The sequence below is a fragment of the Schlesneria sp. genome, assembly GCF_036405755.1.
In the GTDB taxonomy this organism is placed as follows: domain Bacteria; phylum Planctomycetota; class Planctomycetia; order Planctomycetales; family Planctomycetaceae; genus Schlesneria; species Schlesneria sphaerica.
In genome coordinates this window covers 1-19,743 of record NZ_DASWWZ010000167.1, presented here as the reverse complement: position 1 = coordinate 19,743, position 19,743 = coordinate 1, and the positions used below count along the sequence as shown (strand labels likewise).

Below are 19,743 nucleotides of genomic sequence, written 5' to 3'. Positions count from 1 at the left end.
TATGAGCTGAATTCCAGAGCCATTACGATACTGATCGGAATTCGATGGAATGTGGCACTAAGGCGTCGTCAGTCAGGGTTGCGTCCCCGTTTGTGCAGGAACTGGGGGCTGGTGACGATTTCTTCGACAGCTCGCACAAAGCGATGGTCGTCGGCCTCGAGTGACTGGCGCATCCGTTTGATCGTTGCCTGGTCTGAGAGCAGCAGGCTGCGGCCTAAGGCGTATGTCAGCAACTTGCGGCAGAAATTGTTGACGAAGTCGTCACGTCGTTGTTCTGCAAGATACGTACGAAGTCCGTCGAGACCTTCGCGATCGACGTCGTCGGGATATCGTCCTTTCGCCTCGATCGGGCGTCCTCCCAGATCACGGTCCCGGCGTCCACCAATCGGGTCAAAGCCTTCGAAAGCCAGTCCGATCGAGTCGAATCGTTGATGACAGCCTGAGCAGGCTTGATGGTTCCGATGTCGGGCGAGGATCTGAGGGAGGCTCAATTCGCCCAGTTGCGCTTCATCTTTGGGAAGCTCGGGAACTTCGGGGGGCGGAGGCGGGATGTGTTCACCGAGCAGATTTCTGACGACCCAGTAACCTCGTTTGACGGGACTGGTTCTCAGCCCGGGGGAGTTCCGGGTCAGGAAGATCGACATCGGTAGCAAGCCCCCCCTACCGAAGTCCGCTGCATTCGGGACATGCACCCATTCTTGACCAGACGAGTCATTCGGGAACTCAATCGGCATGCCGTAGTGTTTGGCCAGGACGGAATTCACGAATGTGTCGGGGGAATGCAGGAAATCGAAGAGAGAACGATTCTGTTGAGCGACATCGATAAACAGGCGGATCGGTTCATCGTACATCGCATGACGAAGAGTCGCGTCAAACGCAGGGAATCGTTCACGATCGACGCTGTTGTGTTCGTCAAAACGGTTGAAGCCGAGCCAGTTGCCTGCAAACTCCGTAGCGAGTCCATACACGCGGTCGTCCTGAAGCATGCGATGAACTTGTCCGAGAAGGACTGCTGGCTCGTGCAGGTTCTGCTCACGTGCGTGAACTAATAACTCTTCATCCGGCATACTCGACCAGAGGAAGTAGCTGAGTCGGTTGGCCAGCTCAAAGTCGTTCAGCGGCTGAATGTCCTGGTCTGGTTCGGCAAGATCCACACGAAAGCAGAAATGAGGCGACATGAGGATGCTGGCTACACAATCACGCATCGCGTCCTCATGGGACAATGCATCGTCGTGGCGCAGGTGATGATAAAACGTGAGCTCTTCTTCCCGTTCCTGTTCGGTCAGTGGCCGGCGATAGGCTCGTTCGGCGAAATGGATGAGTGCTTCCAGATGCCGCTTCCGGGATGAAAGCTGAGTCTCTTCGATCCAGCGGACGTCTTCGATCATCGAGTCGAAGTAATGTTCAATCGCTTCGATTGCGGCGGGACTTGCCTCATTTTCCCTGGCTTTGGCGAGGTACAGAGTCCGCATTTGATTGAGCCGGGGCTCTGACGTCACGTCCTTATTCTCGGGGCGGGCAAAGTCGAATTCCGGTCCACCGGCAAATTGGGGCGGTTCAGCCCGTTCGAAGAACAGGAAGTCCTTGTACTGCCGAATCGGGGCCAGCGTCACAAAGTTCAGGTTCTGCCAGAGCGAATCGAGCTCTGCCTGTTCCGCTGCATTCAGGACAAGATCGTAAAGCGGCGCGTCGTCGCGGAAGTAGCCCTGCATCAGGTGGAACCCCGCGGTGAGCAACCGAACGTCATTTCCGAGATTGGGGTCGGCGTAGAGTCCCCGACTGGTAATCGAGAATGCGTTCGGGAACGTCTCGCAGAATCGTTGACGGGCGGCATCGAAATGCGGGTTCTCACCAGTTCCGACGTACCGCATCCTTCGGTCGGCGATCTGTCTGTTCCACCACAGGATCAGTGGCTGACTGCCGTCCGAATTTCCTTTCACATGTAACTTTTCAACAGGCCGGTCCAATTCTTTTCTCAGAGTAACGACAAGCTCCCGCAGCCTCTGACACTCGACCTGGACCTCGGCCTGTTGGGTGACATCATTTGACAGCTTTTTCCATTCCTCCTGAAGCTGTCGCAGTGGCCCTTCCGCGACGGGATCGGTGAGTGCTTTCCAGACAATCTTCAGGTATTTCCCACTTAGCCGTTTGCCGACAGTTCGTGACAGGTGTGCGGGGGGATCCGCAGGGGAATGTGACGGACGTGCAGTCTGGTCGCCGGGGCCGCTGACACGGTTGAAGTCGCGGGCGAGATCCTCAAGGTCCGCGGTAGTGAGACCAAGTTCGCTTCGATGCTTGTACTGCCAGCAGGCGAAGAAATAGTCAGCGAGATCGACGTCGTGCCGGTGGTAGAACCGGACGATCTGCTGGACACAAAACTTGTCACGGTCGGTTTCCGCCACAGCCGCATCGGGGGCAAACACGAATCCATCGGGAAGCAGGACAAGGTGATCAGCGACGCCGCGAGCCGCGGTCAGGTATTTCTTGACCAGCGCCGGGGACATAGTCAGTGACTCGCCCGAGTTATCAAATCCCGCCTGATTCGCAGGATCGACGGGAAATTCCCGTGTCGGTCGAATGTCCACACCCGTCAGATCGCGAATCGTATGATCGTACTCCGCGTTGCTCAGCCGCCGGGCGAGCACAATGCCCGGGTCGCCAGCGCGACGATTCGCCTCAAAGTCTCGCAGGTCGCGAATCCAGTTAACGAGGTCAGACCGCTCGCCTTGGGTGAGTTGTTTCGAATCGGACTGGGGGGGCATTTCTTCCGCTTCGACCCGTTCGAGGATCGTTTCCCACACCGCATGATTTTTCAGGATGGCGCTGATGGTCGAGAATTCGCTCAGGCTGAGCTTTCCTTCCTGTGTCGTTGAGTTATGACAGGACAGGCAGTGCTCAATCACCAGCGGCCAGATGCGGTTTGTGAACGTCGTCTGAAGTGTGTGGGGAAGTGGGCTGTCCGGTGCCGCTGTGACATTCTTCCAGTTCACGCCGATGAGAGCAGCAAGAAAGAGGATCGTCGTCGCGGTGATTACTATCCGGAACGTCTTCATGCTTCCGATCATCTCCCGACAACGGCGGTGGGGCTGCTGCGTTGGTCTCACTTCAGATCGTGCGGAACAAAGCGATTGAGGTTCGGTTTGGGCAATTCGTCCCGACGCGTGCCGAGTGACCGCAGCGGCTTGTGGCCTGCCTGCGGCGATGCGGAATAAACGTATCGGAATCTTACTATGTGAACGCGGTTTAAAGAATCGTATCGCTGCCTCGATCGGGCGATCAGTCCGACTTGAAATGGTCGAGGCTCTGTCAGGGGGCCGCGAGTGTCGAACGGATTTCTTTTACTTCGTCGATGACACGCTCCAGTTCGTTCTCGGAATACCGCTGATCGATGTGGAAGCTGAGAATCGACTTCGAGACTTCGCTCTGTGAATCGGCCCAGTGAATGACCGGGAAGATTCGCTTCGTAAACAGGTGTCTCCTGTACCGATCACGATCAGTCGTTGTGATCATGAGATACATGTATTCGCCCGGCAGGATCTCGATCTCGGGGAATTCGTTCTGGAATCTCTGTGCGAGAAACTGATGGTTGGCTTTCCGATGTTGAAGGACGGAGTGGAAATCGAAGGAGCTTCCTCTGGCGATTTCGTCCGGGTGCGCCGGGGCGATCTCAGGGACGGCGAGGGCTTCGTCAGAGTCACGGCCGAGCTGTAGGAACAATTGCTCGCGCTCTTCAGAGGGGTTCTGCAGGAACTCACTTCGGGCTCGTTCGGCTGCTTTCCGCAGCAGTCGATAGTTTGTTGTGAGCGGCGGGATCGCGATGGTGGACCGATGGTAGGCGACGGCGATATCGAGGCTGCTGAATTTTCTCAGACTGTTGAGTGCGTAGTCACCGCAGAAGCGGGAAATATCGAGGGGGGCCTGAACGAAGTCTTCGATCACCGTCACGCCCGTCGTCTGTTTTAGGTGGCGGATGAAATCGAAGGAGGCGGAGTTGTATCGATTGAAGTGCAGGTACAGCAGCACATCCGTCGGTGGGATTTCGACCAGTTCTTCCACCCGCTGGTAGAAGCGGAAATGAATTCGGCCATTCAGTTTCAATGAGAGTCGATCGAGCGACTCACGACAGAAATTATCCGCCGTCCACAATGTGAGTGGCTCTGGTGTGCGGTGGCAGTCTTTCAGGATCGCGGCGAGTGCATCGACACCGGTTTCGTACAGATGGCGCGTCGTCTGTCGAATCGTGATGGGAAAAAAATCGTCGAAACTGGCCTCCGCTGAATCGACCAGAAAGCGGTCGTGGTCGGAGGCTCCGAACATCCCACCCACAGTCGGCAGTGAATAGTCTTTGCTCATGCGATCATCCCTGATCTGAAAAGGCCATTCCCAATCTCTCGGTTTTCCCTCACGCAACAGGCGACGACCGAGCGAGCCGGAGAGGAGGTGTATGGTTTAATGACCGGTCAAAAAGAACTTCGGAGTGCAGTCCGAATGTGACTTCCTCGACGACGGCACGCGTCTACGTTCCTGCATCAGCCGCCGAGCAGAGTTCGACGAGATGGCCGTCCGGGTCATTGATAAAGAGTTGCACGGCACCGTCGGGTCGCTGTTTCGGTGGTGAGACGAACTCGATTCCCCGTTCGATGATTTTCCGAGCGGCGGCATGACAGTCATCAACGAGGAAGGCGAAGTGGTGTCCTCGCGAGTTGGCACAGGCGGCAGATCCAGCGGGGCCGGACCCTTCGAATTCGAGGATGGTGTGAATCAGAGTCGGGCCAGCCTGAAACCACTGTCCTTCGAACGAGAAAGCGGGGCGAGGTACCTCCTGCATTCCCAGCAAATCGACATAGAATCGCCGGGTTGCTGCGAGGTCTTTCACAACGATGGTCACGTGATCGAGTGACCGGACACCAATGGATGCTGCGCTGCTCACGACGTTCCTCTCTACGGAAAGTATTTGGAAACAGATCATCGTCGATAGGACCGACGATGAAAACCGTGATGGGGGCCGCAGAAGTCCTGTCGTGGCAACGCGAAATTCTTTCGCGAACTTCAGGGCGTTTCGAAGCTGATCTCCTGATCGGAATGGAGATCAGCTTCCTCAGCCGTTTCAGTGGTGCTGGCGAGAGCCGCTTCGAGCTTGTTCAATTGTCGATAAGCATTGAATCCCAGCAGCATGCAGTAAAGCGCATACCCGTGAAACGCTGCGCTCAAGAGGTCGCCAAAAGCAAGATAGATCAGACCATCCAGCAGGTACAGGAACATCCCCGCGGCGAAGATCCACAGGAATCGTTTCATCGCAAGCAATCCAAACCCGATTGATGCAGCGGCAACGACTACGGAAATGCCAATCGCAATCATTTTGAAAGCGGTCGCCAGACCCGGCTCTGCCTGTCCCACCTCGGAAGCGATCGCATCCACAATAGCGGTGACAGCCAGTCCCACGATGAAGTGGACCTCGCCACCAAAATGGCTGATCGCGGAATTCACCAGAGACAACCCCGCAATCCAGAAGAACCAGCTCGCGCCGGAATCGCCGGCGGCTTTCAGCGTCGCCATTGCCGCACCGACTTGATCGGGCGTAAAGCGGGATTCCTGTGAGACCGCATCGTCACCCGGGAGCGCATCAGGCGAAGCCATCGCAAAACCTTTCAATCCTACACCAGGAAGAGATCAAGCGATCTCTCAAGGATGTCAGCTTGGAGGGGCCGCACTGGGTAGACGGGTTCCGGGCTGATTTGAGAAAGGGCCAGATCGGATGACGAAAAAGTCTAACTCGCCATCAGCGGTTCGCCAACACTCCACTGGGCACCGTCACGGATCACGCGTCGGTAGAGGGTGTCTCGTTCGACAGGATCGCGGCCGGTTTCGCGAATCAGGCGGTGCAGGTGCTCAACTGTCAGGCCTTCGGGCGTTTTGGCTCCCGCGTCGTGATAGATGATTTCGTGGACCACGGTTCCGTCGATGTCATCGGCACCGAATCCCAGAGCCACCTGCGCGATCTGCTCACCCAGCATGATCCAGTAGGCTTTAATATGGTCGAAGTTGTCCAGCATGATTCGCGAGAGGGCGATCATTCGCAGGTCCATGCTTCCCGTCGGTTTGGGGATGGAATCGAGACCTGTGTTTTCGGGATGAAACGCCAGCGGGATGAAGGTCTGGAACCCCTTCGTGTCATCCTGAAGGGCGCGAAGCTGGCACAGGTGATCGATCCGATGCTTCGCCTGTTCGATGTGTCCATAGAGCATCGTTGCATTCGACCGCAGGCCAAGTTCGTGTGCAGCGCGGTGGATGGCGATCCAGTTCACGGAATCGGCTTTGTGCTCACAGAGCTGGTCGCGGATTTCCGGATGGAAGATTTCGGCACCACCTCCGGGCATGCTCCCCAGCCCGGCGTCGATCAGTTCCTTCAGCACCCATTCCACAGGCTTTTTGGTGATGAAGCTGAACCAGCCGATTTCGACGGCCGTCCAGGCCTTGATGTGGATTTCGGGGCAGGTTTCGTGCAACACCCGGACGATATTCAAATACCAGTCGAACTTTTTCTGGTGGTGCAGGCCACCGACGACGTGGATTTCGGTTGCTCCATTCGCACGGGCTTCGAGTACCCGGTCGCGCAGCATCTGATCGTCGAAGACGTACGCTTTGGCGTCGCGCAGGTCTGCCCGGAACGCGCAGAAGCGGCAGCGATAGACGCACACGTTCGTCGGGTTCAAGTGGACGTTGGTGTTGTAGTATGCGAAGTTGCCGTTCTTCCGCTCGCGAATCTGGTTTGCCAGGCGACCCAGAGTCATCAAATCAACATGCTCGTCGAGGTACAGACCCTCTTCGGGAGTGATTCTCTCTGAGTTGTCCACTTTGCGTTGAATGCGTAACAGAATGTCTTCGGTCATGTTCGTCGTACTAAACGGGTGCGAAAATTGACGTTTTTGAAAACGAGTCTTGTGCATCGTAGTTGGCGCAGCCCATTTCGGCTACTAACTCTGTGGATGCTGGTCTCTCCGTGAAAGAAACTGATTCCGAACCGACGAATGCGGGGGAATTTCGGCCCGGAGACGGACGCGTCGTGTCCGCTTGCGATGCGAGGGTCTCTTCACTGCGGCGGATTTCGACTCGGCGTGACCGTCGCTGCTCACCCTGCCCGCTGCCGTTTCAATTTCTCCGGGGACTTGGTTAATTATGACGTCTTGGTGCCAGCCAGTATCCGATGCAGTCCACGGATCAGGGCGATCGGGCGAATTGGACGCTGCAGGAGTCGACGTTACGTGAAGCAACCCGGGTTTTTCCGCAGTGTCTCACACGCATGGGACGGGCTGGTTTACACCGTCCGAACCCAGCGAAATGCGAAAATTCATCTGGTCGCGGGGACCCTTGTACTTCTCGTTGCGGGGGGACTGGGGCTGGATACGGCGCGACTCAGTCTGCTGGTGTTGATCATCGGGGGTGTGCTGGCAGCCGAAACGATCAATACGACTGTCGAAGCAATCGTCGATCTGCTCTCTCCCGAATGGCACGCTCAAGCGAAAGTGGCCAAAGACGTCGCCGCCGCAGGGGTGCTGATCCTCAGTTCGACAGCCATCGTCATTGGTCTGCTGATTCTGGGGCCGCCGCTCTGGAACTGGCTCAATACGCTGTTCGGCACGACCTGAGCGACCTCTAGCGCGGCGCAGAAGTATGGCCAGGCCGGGTAAACACAGGGTGGAATCTGTCGCTGGAGAGGGTCGCGATCGCATTTTCAGGTTGGTAGATTAGAGCGGCATCGATACGGCACCTCTCTCTTCCTTTCACCTTCAAAGCTGTCCATCGGACTGTCTCTCAATCTCCAGAAGGGTAATTGGACTATGGCCAAATCGTCTTCTCAAGGTAGTCGCAGCGACACCACCACTGAAGTCATTCCCGCCATGCCTGCGGGAATCCAGGTCTACCTGGACAGAGCCGTCGGTGCGCTGAAAAAGTTCGGTGTTGCCACGTCCAATGAACCGACGGAACTCGTCAAAATGCTGGACGAAGTGAAAGACGTCGACGAACCCAAGGTGCTGGCGATTGCCAAGACCATTCAGCATATGAGCACGTTCAACCAGCTCGTGCGTGACAATGTTGAGAGCATCAACATCGGGACTCGCTATCTCGAAATTACGCAGATGTTCGATTCGATCCGCGAAGATTCGAAGATGCTGATTCGGCAACTGGACGACGGCATATTCAGCATTCCCGAGAGAGCACAGAACCTCTGGATGCGTCTTCGTCGGGGTACTCCTTCCGCTCGTTTCGAGAAGATCGCAGAACTCTACAAGAGTGTTTCGGTTGATACGAAAGACCAGTTGCTGCGGGAAGAGGCGATTATGGACGCCTACATCGACTTTCGCTTCGCGTTGAAGCAAGCCGAAGTCCTTGCCCGTGAAGTTCTCGATGAGCATACCCCGAAGCTGCTGAAGGCCCAGGAGGCTCTTTCCGAAGCTCAGGAAGCGGTGACTGCCGCAGTGAACGAGGAACCGGGTAAGCGTTCAAAGCTGGAACTCACCCGCGACGAAGCGCGCTACGCGTTCGAAAAAGAAGATCGTACCTATCAATTACTTAAAGATATCGCCGAGAACCTGAGTGTCGGTTATGACGTCGGTGAAACGCTTGTGACCAAGCTCAAACAGACACATGATGTCAAGGATCAGGTCTATCGCCGCTCGGTCACCTTCTTTACGACCAATGAGCACGTCTTCACGATTCTGGGGACGGTCTATACCTCGCAACAAGGTTTAAACGAAGCGACGAAGTCGACCGAGGCGATGAAAGAAGGGGTCAACAAGGGGCTCGAGGATGTGGCGGAGCTGGGCCGGGAACTGGAACGAGCCGCCATCAAAGCGGGTTACGGTTCGACGATCCGCCCTGAATCGGTCGAGAAACTTGTCACTGCGATCTCGGATTACCAGATCGAATCGATCGAGATGATCGCAGAACTGCGACGTGAGAGTGAGCAGAGTGCTCAGGAAATCAGGCGCGTCGTCGAAGAAGGAAAAAGACGCTTTCAAGAGACCGTGCTCAAGTTCGAAGCACCAGGTTCAGCCCGAAAGCTTGAGCAGACGAAGTGAGAGCTGTGAACTAAGTTGTCAGGTCAACGGCATGCAGAACGCCCTCTCGAGGGAGCGAGAGGGCCAGGCAGCAGTATGACGTGATCGGTTCAACTCACCATCCTAATGACATGTTTGTTTCAATGACCCGTTGAGCTTCGTGCAGGTCCGTTCCGGTGTCGTGCATGTATAACCGGATGGCGTGGACTTTGTCGCCGTGTGAACGACTCAGGCAATCCCGTGCTCTGTCACACGGTTCTCCCGTTCCTTCGATCCCGAGCAATCTTTTTGAAATCACCCAGACATCGTGGGGACGTCGGGCAATGCGCTTGATGTGGTCTTCCGGGTAGTTCGACAGGGTAATGGCTTCAGCGCCTGCCTGATCTTCAGCCCAGGCGATCATGATGTGTGCGTCGGTCTCGATTTCAAACAGAGCCATGAATGCACCTCGAATTCCAATGAAAGGGAAAGGTGAGAACGGCAACGAGTGACCTGTTGTCTGTTACTCGCGTCAGTATAACGCCCGGATTCCGTCTGAGTCTATCACTTTGATCGAAGCGTCCTGCGCGGCCGTAAATGGGGCCGTCGACATTGATCTGGCGGAGCGTCACCGGTTGTGCGCTGTCCGATTCTTCCTAGAATAAAGGAACTCGTCAGATCTATTTGCTTTTGACCTTCCCGAAGCCTTCGAGTTCATCATGCCCAAATTTGCTGTGATTCTGCCCGCTGCCGGGAAAAGCAGCCGGTTCTCAAAACAGCGCAGAAAGGTTTTTGTCGAGCTGAAAGGTCGCCCTGTCTGGGTGCGGACGGCCGAACAGTTTGTGAACCGCGGCGACGTCGTTCAAACGATCATTGTCGTTTCCCCTGAGGATCTCGAATCATTCAAAGAGAAGTTTCGCGCTAACCTGGCGTTCATGGACATCGAGGTCGTAACGGGGGGAGCCGAGCGGGCTGACTCAGTCGAGCGCGGGCTGGCTCGGGTACGGGCCGATGTGGATTTCGTCGCGGTCCACGATGCGGCCAGACCATTGATTGTCAAACAGTGGATTGACGAAGTCTTCGCCGCCGCTGAAAAGCATGACGCGGCAATACTCGCAAACCCCGTGACCAGTACGCTGAAGCGGGTCGGTGAAGATCACAGTATCCAGCAGACAGTGTCGCGTGCTCATCTCTGGGCAGCACAGACCCCGCAGGTGTTTCGGCGTCAACTTTTGCTCGACGCCTACGCTCAACGTGGCTCGTATCAGCCGACAGACGAGGCGGAATTAGTAGAGCGGTTCGGAGCGACAGTCAAAGTCGTGCCGGGGTCACCTCTGAACCTGAAAATCACCACACAGGACGACTTCCACATCGCTGAACATCTGCTGGATGCGTTGCCCAAAGACAAGCGAATCGGTTTCCTGCATCCTTTCGAGGATGAACCACGGGGCTGAGGGCGGTCTTCTGGGTGCCTGACGGCGTCCCGGTGACCGTAACGCCCCCCATTTGTGGCTGTGCCCGTCTCCTTGACAGAATCAGCCTGCCGCTCGCGTCTGGTCGGCGTTCAGCTTGTTGTACAACGTCTTCAGGGCGATACCGAGTTCAGCAGCTGCCTTCGGCTTGTCTCCCTGGTACTTGTCGAGCGCCTTGTAGATCATGTCCATCTCGATTTCCCGCAGGGTTTTCGGCGAGGACTGGACCGCGGCCGAAACAGGCAGCGTCTGCGGTGCGTCGATATACCGGTGCAGGTGAGAGGGAAGATCCTCGGGCCGGATGGTGACGCCATCCGACATGATGAGCGCTCGTTCCAGGGCGTTCGCCAGTTCTCGCACGTTCCCGGGCCAGTCGTGCTGCTTTAGCACGGTAATCGCCTCGGCCGACAGAATCGACTCGGGGATATCGCGGCGTTTGAGATAGCGTGAGATCAGAGTCCGCGCGAGTTCGGGAATATCATCCCGACGTTCGCGCAGCGGCGGCAGTGGAATTTCGAATGTATTGATGCGGAAGTAAAGGTCTTCGCGGAAGAGCCCTTCAGCAACCATCTTCTGGATATTGCGGTTCGTTGCACAGACAACTCGGACGTCGACGTGGAAGGCTTCGTTTTCGCCCACCCGTCGGACTTCGCCTGATTCAAGGAATCGCAGCAGCTTGACCTGCATCGACTTATCGAGTTCCCCGAATTCGTCGAGGAACAGTGTTCCCCCGTTGGCGACTTCGATCAGTCCTTTTCGAGACTTCTCGGCACCTGTGTAGGCACCTTTGCCGTGTCCGAAGAGTTCACTTTCGACGAGATTCTCGGCCAGTGCACCGCAGTTGACGGGCACGAACGGCATGTTGGCTCGCTGGCTGAGGTCGTGAATCCGACGAGCCACCAGTTCCTTGCCGGTCCCCGTTTCGCCCTGGATCAGGACGCTGGAGTCCGTGGGGGCGATCTTTTCGCAGAGCTTTTTGACCCGCAGCATCGGAGGCGAATGGCCAATCAGATCTGGCGAGCCTTCGACGGCTTTCAGCCGACTTTCGAGAGCGATCGTCTTGTTGGTGAGCGTTCGCTTTTCGGCGACACGCTTCAGCGAGGCCGCGATTTCGGCCATTTTCCAGGGTTTACGGAGGAAGTCATAGGCCCCCAGGCGGATGCCTTGAATGGCAGCATCCATATCTCCGTGGCCCGTGCTGATAATCACTTCCGTCTCTGGCGAGACCTTTTTGATGTGTTCGATGACATCCCATCCGCTGAGACCTGGCATTCGCAGGTCAACGATGGCCGCATCAAAGGCCTGCTTGTCGAGTGCTTTCAGAGCGGCGTGTCCATCCTCACACATGACAACATCGTGTCCCATGCGAGGAAGTTCAATTTTCATCACGTCGCGAATGGCTTGTTCGTCATCAACGAACAACACACGCAACTTTTGTGTTGAGGCAACAGTCAACGGGCTATCTCCTTGCCCAACCGGGTGGCATCCATGTCACCGGGCCGACGCAGTTCCAATCCTTGGAATGGCGAGCCGAAACCTTCGCTGGAAGGACCGATTGATATCAGAGAAATCGAAATGCCGCAATGGGCATTATCCGCATTTCGTGCTTCCGGAAGTGAACATTGATACCATCCCTTTTTGATCTTGCAATTGAACGATTCTTCCGCTCACGCGAAGACTTACGAAGAATTTCCGTGGTCGAAATCAGGCCTGTATGGACGTCCTCCATGTCTGTCACGCCCCCGTAGAGAGTGCTCTCACCAGAGGTTCCCCAGCGCCGTGACCGTGCCACCACATTTTCTTTTCGGACCGGCATTCGGTTAGAACGTGTTGACCACGGAATTCGGAATAGTCTCGGCGGCGATGCCGCTCATCAACTCAGAAGTCGTTGTGACTTCCCTCAAACTTCCTCAAGTCGTCGAGTTGCCTAAAGTGCGCAAAGTACTGCTGACCACATTCGGGTCCTACGGTGATCTGCACCCCTATCTGGCGATGGCGAGAGCGCTCAAAAGCCGGGGTGACGAAGTATCGATCGCGACGCATCCGGAGTACCGGGATCAGGTGGAGCGACTTGGGGTTCGATTCGTGCCGATGAAACCGGGGTTTGAGGAATTGGGGCCCGATGACGAGTGGGCGGCGAAAGCCAATCATTCGATTCATGGGTCGGAATTCATCATTCGCGTGCTGATCATGCCCTATCTGGAGGCCAGCTATGAGACGATTAAGTCGGAAGCGGCGACGCATGACCTGATCATCAGTCATGTCCTTACCTTTGCCGCGCCGATCATGGCCGAAGAGTTGCGGATTCCCTGGATATCGACCGCGCTGCAGCCATCCATTTTCTTTTCTGCATACGATCCCCCCGCACTCGGTTTTCTGACGATTCTTCCTCGTCTCAAGTTTCTCGGTCCGCGTTTCATGCGCGGGTTGCTGGACCTGATGGCGAAAGCGACGATCCCCTGGCAGAAGCCGATCGGAGCCCTGCGCGCACGGATCGGGCTGCCAGCTTCGACCGTCAATATGCTGACGGAGGGGTTTTCGCCTTATGGCACACTGGCGTTGTTCCCTCGCTCGTTCGCCTCGGCAAAGCCGGACTGGCCCGGGAACGTGCATCACGTCGGGTTTCCTCTGTTTGATGAAGAGACGACCCGCGACATCTCCGAGGGGCTGAGACGATTTCTCGACGCGGGGGATGCTCCTGTCGTGTTCACGCTGGGGTCAGCGGTCGTGCGAATGCAGACAAACTATTATGAAGTGGCCTATCAGGCGGTGAAGAAGCTGGGGATGCGGGCTGTCCTGCTGGTCGGAAAAAATCCGCATCGCGTTCCCGCCGCAGCGATGTCGGATCCGAACGTACACGTTTCGGATTATGAACCTTTTTCAGGGTTGTTTCCTCGGGCAGAGATCGTCGTCCATCAGTGTGGAGTGGGGACGACCAGTCAGGCACTGGCCTCGGGACGTCCCCAGATTCTGGTTCCGTTTGCTCATGACCAGCCGGATAATGCCCGTCGGGTCGCCGAACTGGGGTGTGGTGTCGTGGTTTCTTCGCGTCGCCTGAGTGTGTCTAGACTCGTGGCGGCTCTCCGACGCCTGAAGGACTCACCCCGATTCGCGGAGCAAGCCCGGCAAGTCGTCGATCAACTCGAGCTTCCCGACTTCAATCAGCGGCTTTTCGCCGCCGTCGACTCGATCCTTTCCGAACCGGTGGAGACATCGGCGGCGCACAAGGTCGATATTTAACGCGCTGGATACTCTGGGCAGCCGTTAGAACGGAAAAACTTTCTCCAGCTGCTGGAATGCACAAAACCTTAACCGCTAAAGTATCGCCGACATTCAACCTTGCCCAACATTTCGTCCTTCCCCGCTACGACGCCCGTTCGGGACACGGGTCCAGTCGGAACAGTCGGTGTGGAATCCCGTGTTGAAGCGATGAAAATCTGGCAACATAACCTCAGTCAATGAGATGAGTTTCCGAATATGCATATCCGAGATGGAATCCTGAGCCCTGAGGTGTGTCTTGTCACAGGCCTGCTGAGTCTTTCCGCAATCGGATTCAGCTTGCGTAAGCTCCGCTTCGATCTGGAGGATCGCGCTGTTCCGCTGACTGGCATGTTGGCGGCCGTGATCTTCGCCGGGCAGATGGTCAATTTCCCCTTGATTGGACTGCCCGTGTCGGGACACCTGCTGGGGGGAGTGCTGGCTTCGGTCATCCTGGGTCCCTGGGCGGGATGCCTGGCCATTTCGCTCGTGTTAATCGTACAGGCGGTATTGTTCAACGACGGCGGGTTGCTCTCGCTGGGGGCCAATATCCTGAATATGGGTGTGGTGGGAGCGTGGGGCGGGTATGCGATTTATGCCACGCTGCGTCAGTGGATGGGAAACCGTTCTGTCTCCGCGGTCCCTGCTGCTGTGATTGCGGCGTGGCTTTCTGTGCTGGCGGCGGCCACGCTGTTTTGTGTCGAGTTTGGCCTCTCAGCAGGTTCACGAGGCTTCAGTCTCCGCAGCATCCTAACCCTGATGGTTCTCTACCATGCGTTGATCGGGGTCGGAGAAGCCTTGATCACCGGGGGAATCGTCGGATTCGTGTTGTCGAGACGTCCCGATCTGGTCCCTTCGTCTCAGCCCGAAAGTCGCGCGGGGAACGTGGGCGCTTTTGCCATCGCGGGTTTCATGGCGGCTTTGGCCGTGGCTGCGTTTGTCGCTCCTTTCGCCTCAGAAAATCCTGACGGCCTCGACATGGTCGCGGAAACGACGGGGATGGATGCACTGAATGTTGAACGTGAGGCCCTTGTCCTGGATGACTATGCCATCCCCGGTCTCGAGGGGGCGGGTTGGCCGATGCTGGCCACTTCGCTTGCCGGAGTTCTTGGGACCACGGCCGTCTTCGCAATTGCGTTGACCCTTGGAAAGGCGGCCCGCTGGAACAGCCCTGCTCTGGCTGCGGATGGTGTTCATGGCAACTAGTGGGGAAGCCATCAAATCAGTCAGCCCTTGTCATGCGTTGTCGCCGAATACCAAACTCGGCATGACCTTGGCGGTCATCATCCTTTCGAGTCTGATTCCTGCTGAACACTGGCCCGCTCAGGGGCTGCTCATGGCTTTCGTCTTTGCAGGACTCAGTCTGGCGGGTATCGAACTCGGCTATCTGGCACGGCGCGTGGGGCTCTTCCTGCCCATGCTGCTGATCTTCGGTTTATCCATCCCGCTGGCGCAGATGGATCGGGAAGCGGCATGGGTCTGGACGATCGGACTCTGGTTACGCTGTCTGATCTCGTTTCTGGCGGGGTTGTGGCTGATTCACGTCCTTCCCTTTCCGGAACTGCTGATGACATTGCGGAGCTGGAAGTGCCCGGGATTGCTCGTAGCGATGCTGGCCTTCATGTACCGTTACATCTTCATTCTCTGGGACGAAGTGAACCGGCTTCGCAATGCGCGGGATGCACGCGATTTCGGTACGGCCTCACTGTGGATGAAATGGACAACGAATGCGCAGCTCATCGGACTGCTCCTGTTGCGTGCCATGGAGCGTGCCGAGCGAACTCATCATGCCATGCTGGCCCGAGGTTGGGATGGTTCACCAAAGTTCCTCGGTGATGATTCGAGAAAGGTAACATGAACGCCGCACCCCCGATGAGAACGATTGAACTTCGCAAGCTCTCGTTTCGATACCCGAACGGCCGCGTGGCGCTGGAAAATCTCTCCTGTTGTGTGGATCAGGGGGAACGAATTGCCGTGGTCGGTCCCAGTGGTGCTGGCAAATCGACCTTGCTGATGCATTTGAACGGGTTGTTACCCAGTCCTGCAATGACACAGGAAGCCCAGGCACAGGTCTTTATCGAGTCGATCCCGGTCATCAAAGGCCGTCTCCCCGAAGTGAGGCGGAAGGTTGGCTTTCTTTTCCAGGATCCCGACGATCAGTTGTTCTGCCCCACCGTCCGGGAAGATGTGGCGTTCGGCCCGCTCAACCTGGGACTGGCTCAAGCCGAAGTCATGCTTCGCGTGAACCGCAGTCTGGCTGCGGTCAGCCTTCCCGAGCACGGTGCACGAAATCCATCACAACTCAGCACGGGCGAACGCAAACGCGTTTGTCTGGCAGGTGTGCTGGCCTGTGAACCGTCGATGCTTGTGCTTGATGAGCCGACGAGCAATCTGGATCCGCGAGCTCGCCGCCAACTGCTCGAGATCCTGCGCAGCTTTAAAGGGACGCAGATCATTGCCACCCACGATCTGGACTTTGCTCTGGATCTGTGTCAGCGCGCGTTCGTGCTGGACGGCGGTAAGATTCAGGCAGACGGTCCTGTCGAGCAGGTCCTTGCCAATCCCGTGCAGATGGATCGCCATGGTCTTGAGGTTCCCTGGCGGTTACGTCGTGGTGCCTGATCGGGCAAGGGAATCGTCTTCGCATCCCTCGTTCCCTTCCACTTGGCAGTGCAGCCAGCCCCCACCCAACGGTGGGGCGTTTCGACCATGAGAAGTCGGACCAGGGCCCCCAATGCTCGACAGCCCCAGTGCTCTGCGGGAAGAAGCCGAGGCTAATCTGCTTTGCCGATGACGACGATTCCTGAATCAGTCACCGTGTAACCGGAAGCACGGTCTTGAGCCAGATCGTAACCGACCGTCGTTCCTTCCGGCAGTTGGACACGTTTGTCGATGATGGCTCGTCGGATCTTGCAGTTCCGACCGATCTCAACTCCGTCGAAGAGAATCGAGTCTTCGACCGTCGCCCAACTGTTCACGCGTACGTTGTAGCCGAGCACGGAACGCCGGACGGTCCCGCCAGAGAGGATCGAGCCCGAGCAGACCATACTGTCGAGCGCATGGCCCGTTCTCGGGTTGGCTCCGGCTGTTTGAGCGAAGACAAACTTGGGAGGGGGCTCCTGAGGCATGTAAGTTTTGAGCGGCCAGGACCGGTCGTACAAGTTAAGTTCCGGTTCAACGGCGACCAGATCCATATTCGCGGCGTAATACGCGTCAAGCGTTCCGACATCGCGCCAGTAAAGGCTGCGCCCCGTGTTCTTGTCGTGGAACGGAAATGCTCGCACCAGCTTTGACTGGATCAGTGTGGGGATAATGTCTTTGCCGAAGTCGTGAGAACTGCGGGGATCAGTCGCATCACGACACAACTGGTCGAACAGGAAGTTCGTGTTGAAGACATAGATCCCCATCGAAGCCATGCAGCGTTTGGGGTCACCTGGCAGCGGTTTTGGCTGTGCTGGCTTTTCCTCAAAGCTGATGATCTTGCGGGAATGATCAATTTCCATCACCCCGAATTCCCGTCCCTCTTCGAGGGTGCACGGAATGCAGCCGATGGTCAGAGCGGCTTTGGATTCAATGTGATCCTTCAGCAGGTCCGCATAATCCATCTTGTAGATGTGGTCACCCGACAGGATGACGATGTAATCAGAACCCGCCTGTTCGATGGAATAGATGTTCTGGTAGACGGCGTCGGCCGTTCCCTGATACCAGTTCGAATCAACGCGCTGCTGGGGAGGCAGCACGTCGATGTACTCGTTCAGTTCGCGGCAAAGAAATCTCCAGCCCAGATTCAGATGCCGGTCGAGACTGGCCGACTTGAACTGTGTCATCACCAGGATTTTTCGCAGTCCGCTGTTGATGCAATTGGAGAGAGCGAAGTCGATGATCCTGTAAGCCCCACCGAACGGGACCGCAGGTTTAGCGCGGTCGCGTGTCAGTGGTTCCAGTCGTGTCCCCTTGCCTCCTGCCAGGATCAATGCCAGCACTCGTTGCATCATCGTCTATCCAATCACTTATTCAGTTCTGACAACAGTTCGAGAGCGGTCGCCCGAATCTTGGGTTCCGAGTCCTCAGCGAGGTAGCTGGATCGGGCGCGCCATGTTTCGTAACCCCCTAACAGGAATTGCCCGGGCGGTGGCAGATAACCGTTGTAGCCGTTCGCCAGTTCGATCGTGAACGTTTGATTGAACGGGCTTTCCTTCTTGATGGCAAGTCCTGTTTCAGTGAACGTTTCGCAAGGCGAAGTCGCAATTCCCAGGGAGCCGATCCGGATTGCCTGAACCTTCACCTTTACCGTCGCAGGATACTCAGCCAGCAAGACCGTCTCGCGAGCATAGATCGAGGGCATGTCACCCAGCGGCCAGGTTTTGATGGCATCAAGTTTCATTTTTGCCTGAGTAATGTCCTGTTCGCTGGGCTTGCGAACACCCAGTTCCAGTTCCTTTTCGCGACAGGCCAGCGGAACATAGTCCTGGTACTGAATCTGATTGCAGACCCGCACGGCGTCCTGAGCCAGCAGTTCGGCGACAAACTGAATCTGCTCGTAGGGGGCGCGCGCAGGAATCGACTTCTGACTGAAGTCAATGTTGTTGACGTCGCCGCTTGTCCCGTTGGACATGATGCCAACGAATGCCGGTTCTACGGTCGAGGCGTTCAAGTGTCGTTTGATCCGCTGAGCAAACTCGCCGTAGTAATCGGCAGAAGCCAGCCCCCCTTCGACGCCCCCGACGTAATGGAGGGAGTAGTTCGCCAGCAGCGCGATCGGGCGTCCGCTGCGTGACTGGATCGACAGGATGCTCAGTTGCGGGTCGATCAGACCGATCGATGCCGTCACCTTGGGGTTGCTGAGGCCGGGGTTCATGAGCGCCCGGTCTGAGGTTCCGTTGAATGGGTTGACGACCGTTTCCCCTTCTTTCAGCAACCATCGGCGGTTGAATAACTGCGATGGTTCGTCGATTGCCCCCCAGCCGATTCGAGCAGGCTCTAACTGACTCTGGGCCTGTTCGATCCCCTTCGCAATCTTTTCAACGAGAAATTCCACATAGTCGGCATCCGGCTCACTCTGGAACACCCCGGTGACCGTGGGGCATGAGTGGGCGTGTGTGGCCGAAATCAGGATGTTGGACGTCGGGATGCCGGTCTTCTTGGATGCGAGCGCTTTTGCCCGGTCCATCAGGTCTCGCGGAATCATGCAACTGTCGCAGACGACAATCGCCAGCGAAGTTCTGTCGTCACTGGCGGGGTTCTTCGAGTTCAGCACGATGCAGCGAGCGTGAAGTGGATCATGTACGCCCTTGGCCTGTTGATCCGACATTCCTCCATTCAGCGAGATCGGAAACTTCTGAGGAGAGATATCCTGCGCGTATGCACCTGCCAGGAATGTCGCTGACGTATCGGCGGCCTGACTCGGTGAAGAGCCCAGCAATCCCAGACAAAGAATAGCGGTACACCAGACTTGCACCCGTCCAACACGATTCATCGTTCTGACCTTTCCTGACTCAGTGTGAGTCCAATTCTTGACACGCCTATCCGGGCACAGCATGGCTGATGCCGGGTGTCAGGGCAACCTAGTCTCCAGTCTGGCAAACGGCAAGACCGGCGGCTTTGAGGGGGCAGGCTGCAGTGCGAAAAGAGTCTTGTCGGTGGACAGAATTTGGCGTGGGTCGCAATCGGCTATTTCCAGTATGAACGGTCCAGCGTGCGGTAGTTGATCGCTTCGCTGAGGTGTGACGCGGTAATGCGTTCGCTCGCTTCCAGGTCGGCAATCGTGCGGCTGATCCTCAGAATCTTGTCGTGAGCCCGAGCCGAAAGCCCCATCTCTTCCATTGCGCTTTTGAGCAGGGATTCTGCGTCAGATTCAAGTTTACAGAACTGGCGGATCTGCTGAGGCGGCATGCGACCGTTCAACCGGAGCGATCCCTTTCCAAAGCGGCGCTGCTGGATTTCTCTGGCGGCGACGACCTGGGACTTCATGGATT

The 19,743-nt window shown here is 56.7% G+C and carries 16 protein-coding genes and 1 pseudogene; 7 read left to right on the top strand and 10 right to left on the bottom strand.

Features of this window, described 5'->3' with window-relative positions; genetic code table 11:
* Window positions 1-68 precede the first annotated feature (68 nt).
* The 5 genes from VGE80_RS05570 to mqnE form a co-directional block, all read right to left on the bottom strand.
* Entirely contained in the window at window positions 69-3,053 is a 2,985-nt protein-coding gene (locus VGE80_RS05570; protein WP_440591958.1) for a DUF1592 domain-containing protein, read from the bottom strand.
* 253 nt (window positions 3,054-3,306) lie between these two features.
* A complete protein-coding gene (locus VGE80_RS05565) occupies window positions 3,307-4,353 on the bottom strand; it encodes a hypothetical protein (protein ID WP_440591957.1) in 1,047 nt (348 codons plus the stop codon).
* A 163-nt stretch (window positions 4,354-4,516) separates the two neighbouring features.
* Complete coding sequence (locus VGE80_RS05560; protein WP_373650099.1) at window positions 4,517-4,930, bottom strand: VOC family protein; 414 nt, start codon at window positions 4,928-4,930, stop codon at window positions 4,517-4,519.
* Window positions 4,931-5,049: 119 nt separating this feature from the next.
* Entirely contained in the window at window positions 5,050-5,637 is a 588-nt protein-coding gene (locus VGE80_RS05555; protein ID WP_440591956.1) for a hypothetical protein, read from the bottom strand.
* A gap of 131 nt (window positions 5,638-5,768) precedes the next feature.
* Entirely contained in the window at window positions 5,769-6,890 is a 1,122-nt protein-coding gene (gene mqnE / locus VGE80_RS05550) for an aminofutalosine synthase MqnE (RefSeq protein WP_373650101.1), read from the bottom strand.
* A gap of 372 nt (window positions 6,891-7,262) precedes the next feature.
* On the opposite strand from mqnE, the gene VGE80_RS05545 reads away from it, so the two are divergent.
* Both VGE80_RS05545 and VGE80_RS05540 read left to right on the top strand, forming a co-directional pair.
* Entirely contained in the window at window positions 7,263-7,646 is a 384-nt protein-coding gene (locus VGE80_RS05545) for a diacylglycerol kinase family protein (protein ID WP_440591955.1), read from the top strand.
* A 192-nt stretch (window positions 7,647-7,838) separates the two neighbouring features.
* A complete protein-coding gene (locus tag VGE80_RS05540) occupies window positions 7,839-9,080 on the top strand; it encodes a cell surface protein (protein ID WP_440591954.1) in 1,242 nt (413 codons plus the stop codon).
* A 94-nt stretch (window positions 9,081-9,174) separates the two neighbouring features.
* On the opposite strand, the gene VGE80_RS05535 is transcribed toward VGE80_RS05540, so the two are convergent.
* Complete coding sequence (locus tag VGE80_RS05535) at window positions 9,175-9,498, bottom strand: DUF6793 family protein (RefSeq protein ID WP_373650104.1); 324 nt, start codon at window positions 9,496-9,498, stop codon at window positions 9,175-9,177.
* A gap of 259 nt (window positions 9,499-9,757) precedes the next feature.
* On the opposite strand from VGE80_RS05535, the gene ispD reads away from it, so the two are divergent.
* Window positions 9,758-10,492, top strand: a complete 735-nt coding sequence (gene ispD, locus VGE80_RS05530; protein WP_373650105.1) for a 2-C-methyl-D-erythritol 4-phosphate cytidylyltransferase — start codon at window positions 9,758-9,760, stop codon at window positions 10,490-10,492.
* Between the two features lie 81 nt (window positions 10,493-10,573).
* On the opposite strand, the gene VGE80_RS05525 is transcribed toward ispD, so the two are convergent.
* The gene (locus tag VGE80_RS05525; protein ID WP_373650106.1) at window positions 10,574-11,965 is read right to left on the bottom strand and encodes a sigma-54-dependent transcriptional regulator; all 1,392 of its coding nucleotides are present in this window, start codon (window positions 11,963-11,965) and stop codon (window positions 10,574-10,576) included.
* Between the two features lie 435 nt (window positions 11,966-12,400).
* Here VGE80_RS05525 and VGE80_RS05520 point away from each other — a divergent pair, with 435 nt between their 5' ends.
* From VGE80_RS05520 to VGE80_RS05505, 4 genes are all read left to right on the top strand, one after another.
* Window positions 12,401-13,750 carry a glycosyltransferase gene (locus VGE80_RS05520; RefSeq protein WP_373650107.1) on the top strand — a complete coding sequence of 450 codons (1,350 nt, stop codon included), beginning with the start codon at window positions 12,401-12,403 and terminating at the stop codon, window positions 13,748-13,750.
* Window positions 13,751-13,987: 237 nt separating this feature from the next.
* Window positions 13,988-14,974, top strand: coding sequence for an energy-coupling factor ABC transporter permease (locus tag VGE80_RS05515; protein WP_440591953.1), 987 nt, complete (start codon window positions 13,988-13,990; stop codon window positions 14,972-14,974).
* A complete protein-coding gene (gene cbiQ / locus VGE80_RS05510) occupies window positions 14,964-15,626 on the top strand; it encodes a cobalt ECF transporter T component CbiQ (RefSeq protein ID WP_440591952.1) in 663 nt (220 codons plus the stop codon). The genes VGE80_RS05515 and cbiQ overlap by 11 nt, the downstream gene beginning before the upstream one ends.
* Complete coding sequence (locus VGE80_RS05505) at window positions 15,623-16,390, top strand: energy-coupling factor ABC transporter ATP-binding protein (RefSeq protein ID WP_440591951.1); 768 nt, start codon at window positions 15,623-15,625, stop codon at window positions 16,388-16,390. Before cbiQ ends, VGE80_RS05505 begins: the two co-directional genes overlap by 4 nt.
* Window positions 16,391-16,542: 152 nt before the next feature.
* On the opposite strand, the gene glgC is transcribed toward VGE80_RS05505, so the two are convergent.
* From glgC to VGE80_RS05490, 3 genes and pseudogenes are all read right to left on the bottom strand, one after another.
* A complete protein-coding gene (gene glgC / locus VGE80_RS05500; protein ID WP_440591959.1) occupies window positions 16,543-17,760 on the bottom strand; it encodes a glucose-1-phosphate adenylyltransferase in 1,218 nt (405 codons plus the stop codon).
* 14 nt (window positions 17,761-17,774) lie between these two features.
* Window positions 17,775-19,244 (bottom strand): neutral/alkaline non-lysosomal ceramidase N-terminal domain-containing protein, encoded by a 1,470-nt coding sequence (locus tag VGE80_RS05495; RefSeq protein ID WP_440591950.1) that lies wholly within the window; start codon window positions 19,242-19,244, stop codon window positions 17,775-17,777.
* 194 nt (window positions 19,245-19,438) lie between these two features.
* Window positions 19,439-19,743: pseudogene (locus VGE80_RS05490) on the bottom strand (YifB family Mg chelatase-like AAA ATPase); the annotation flags it as partial.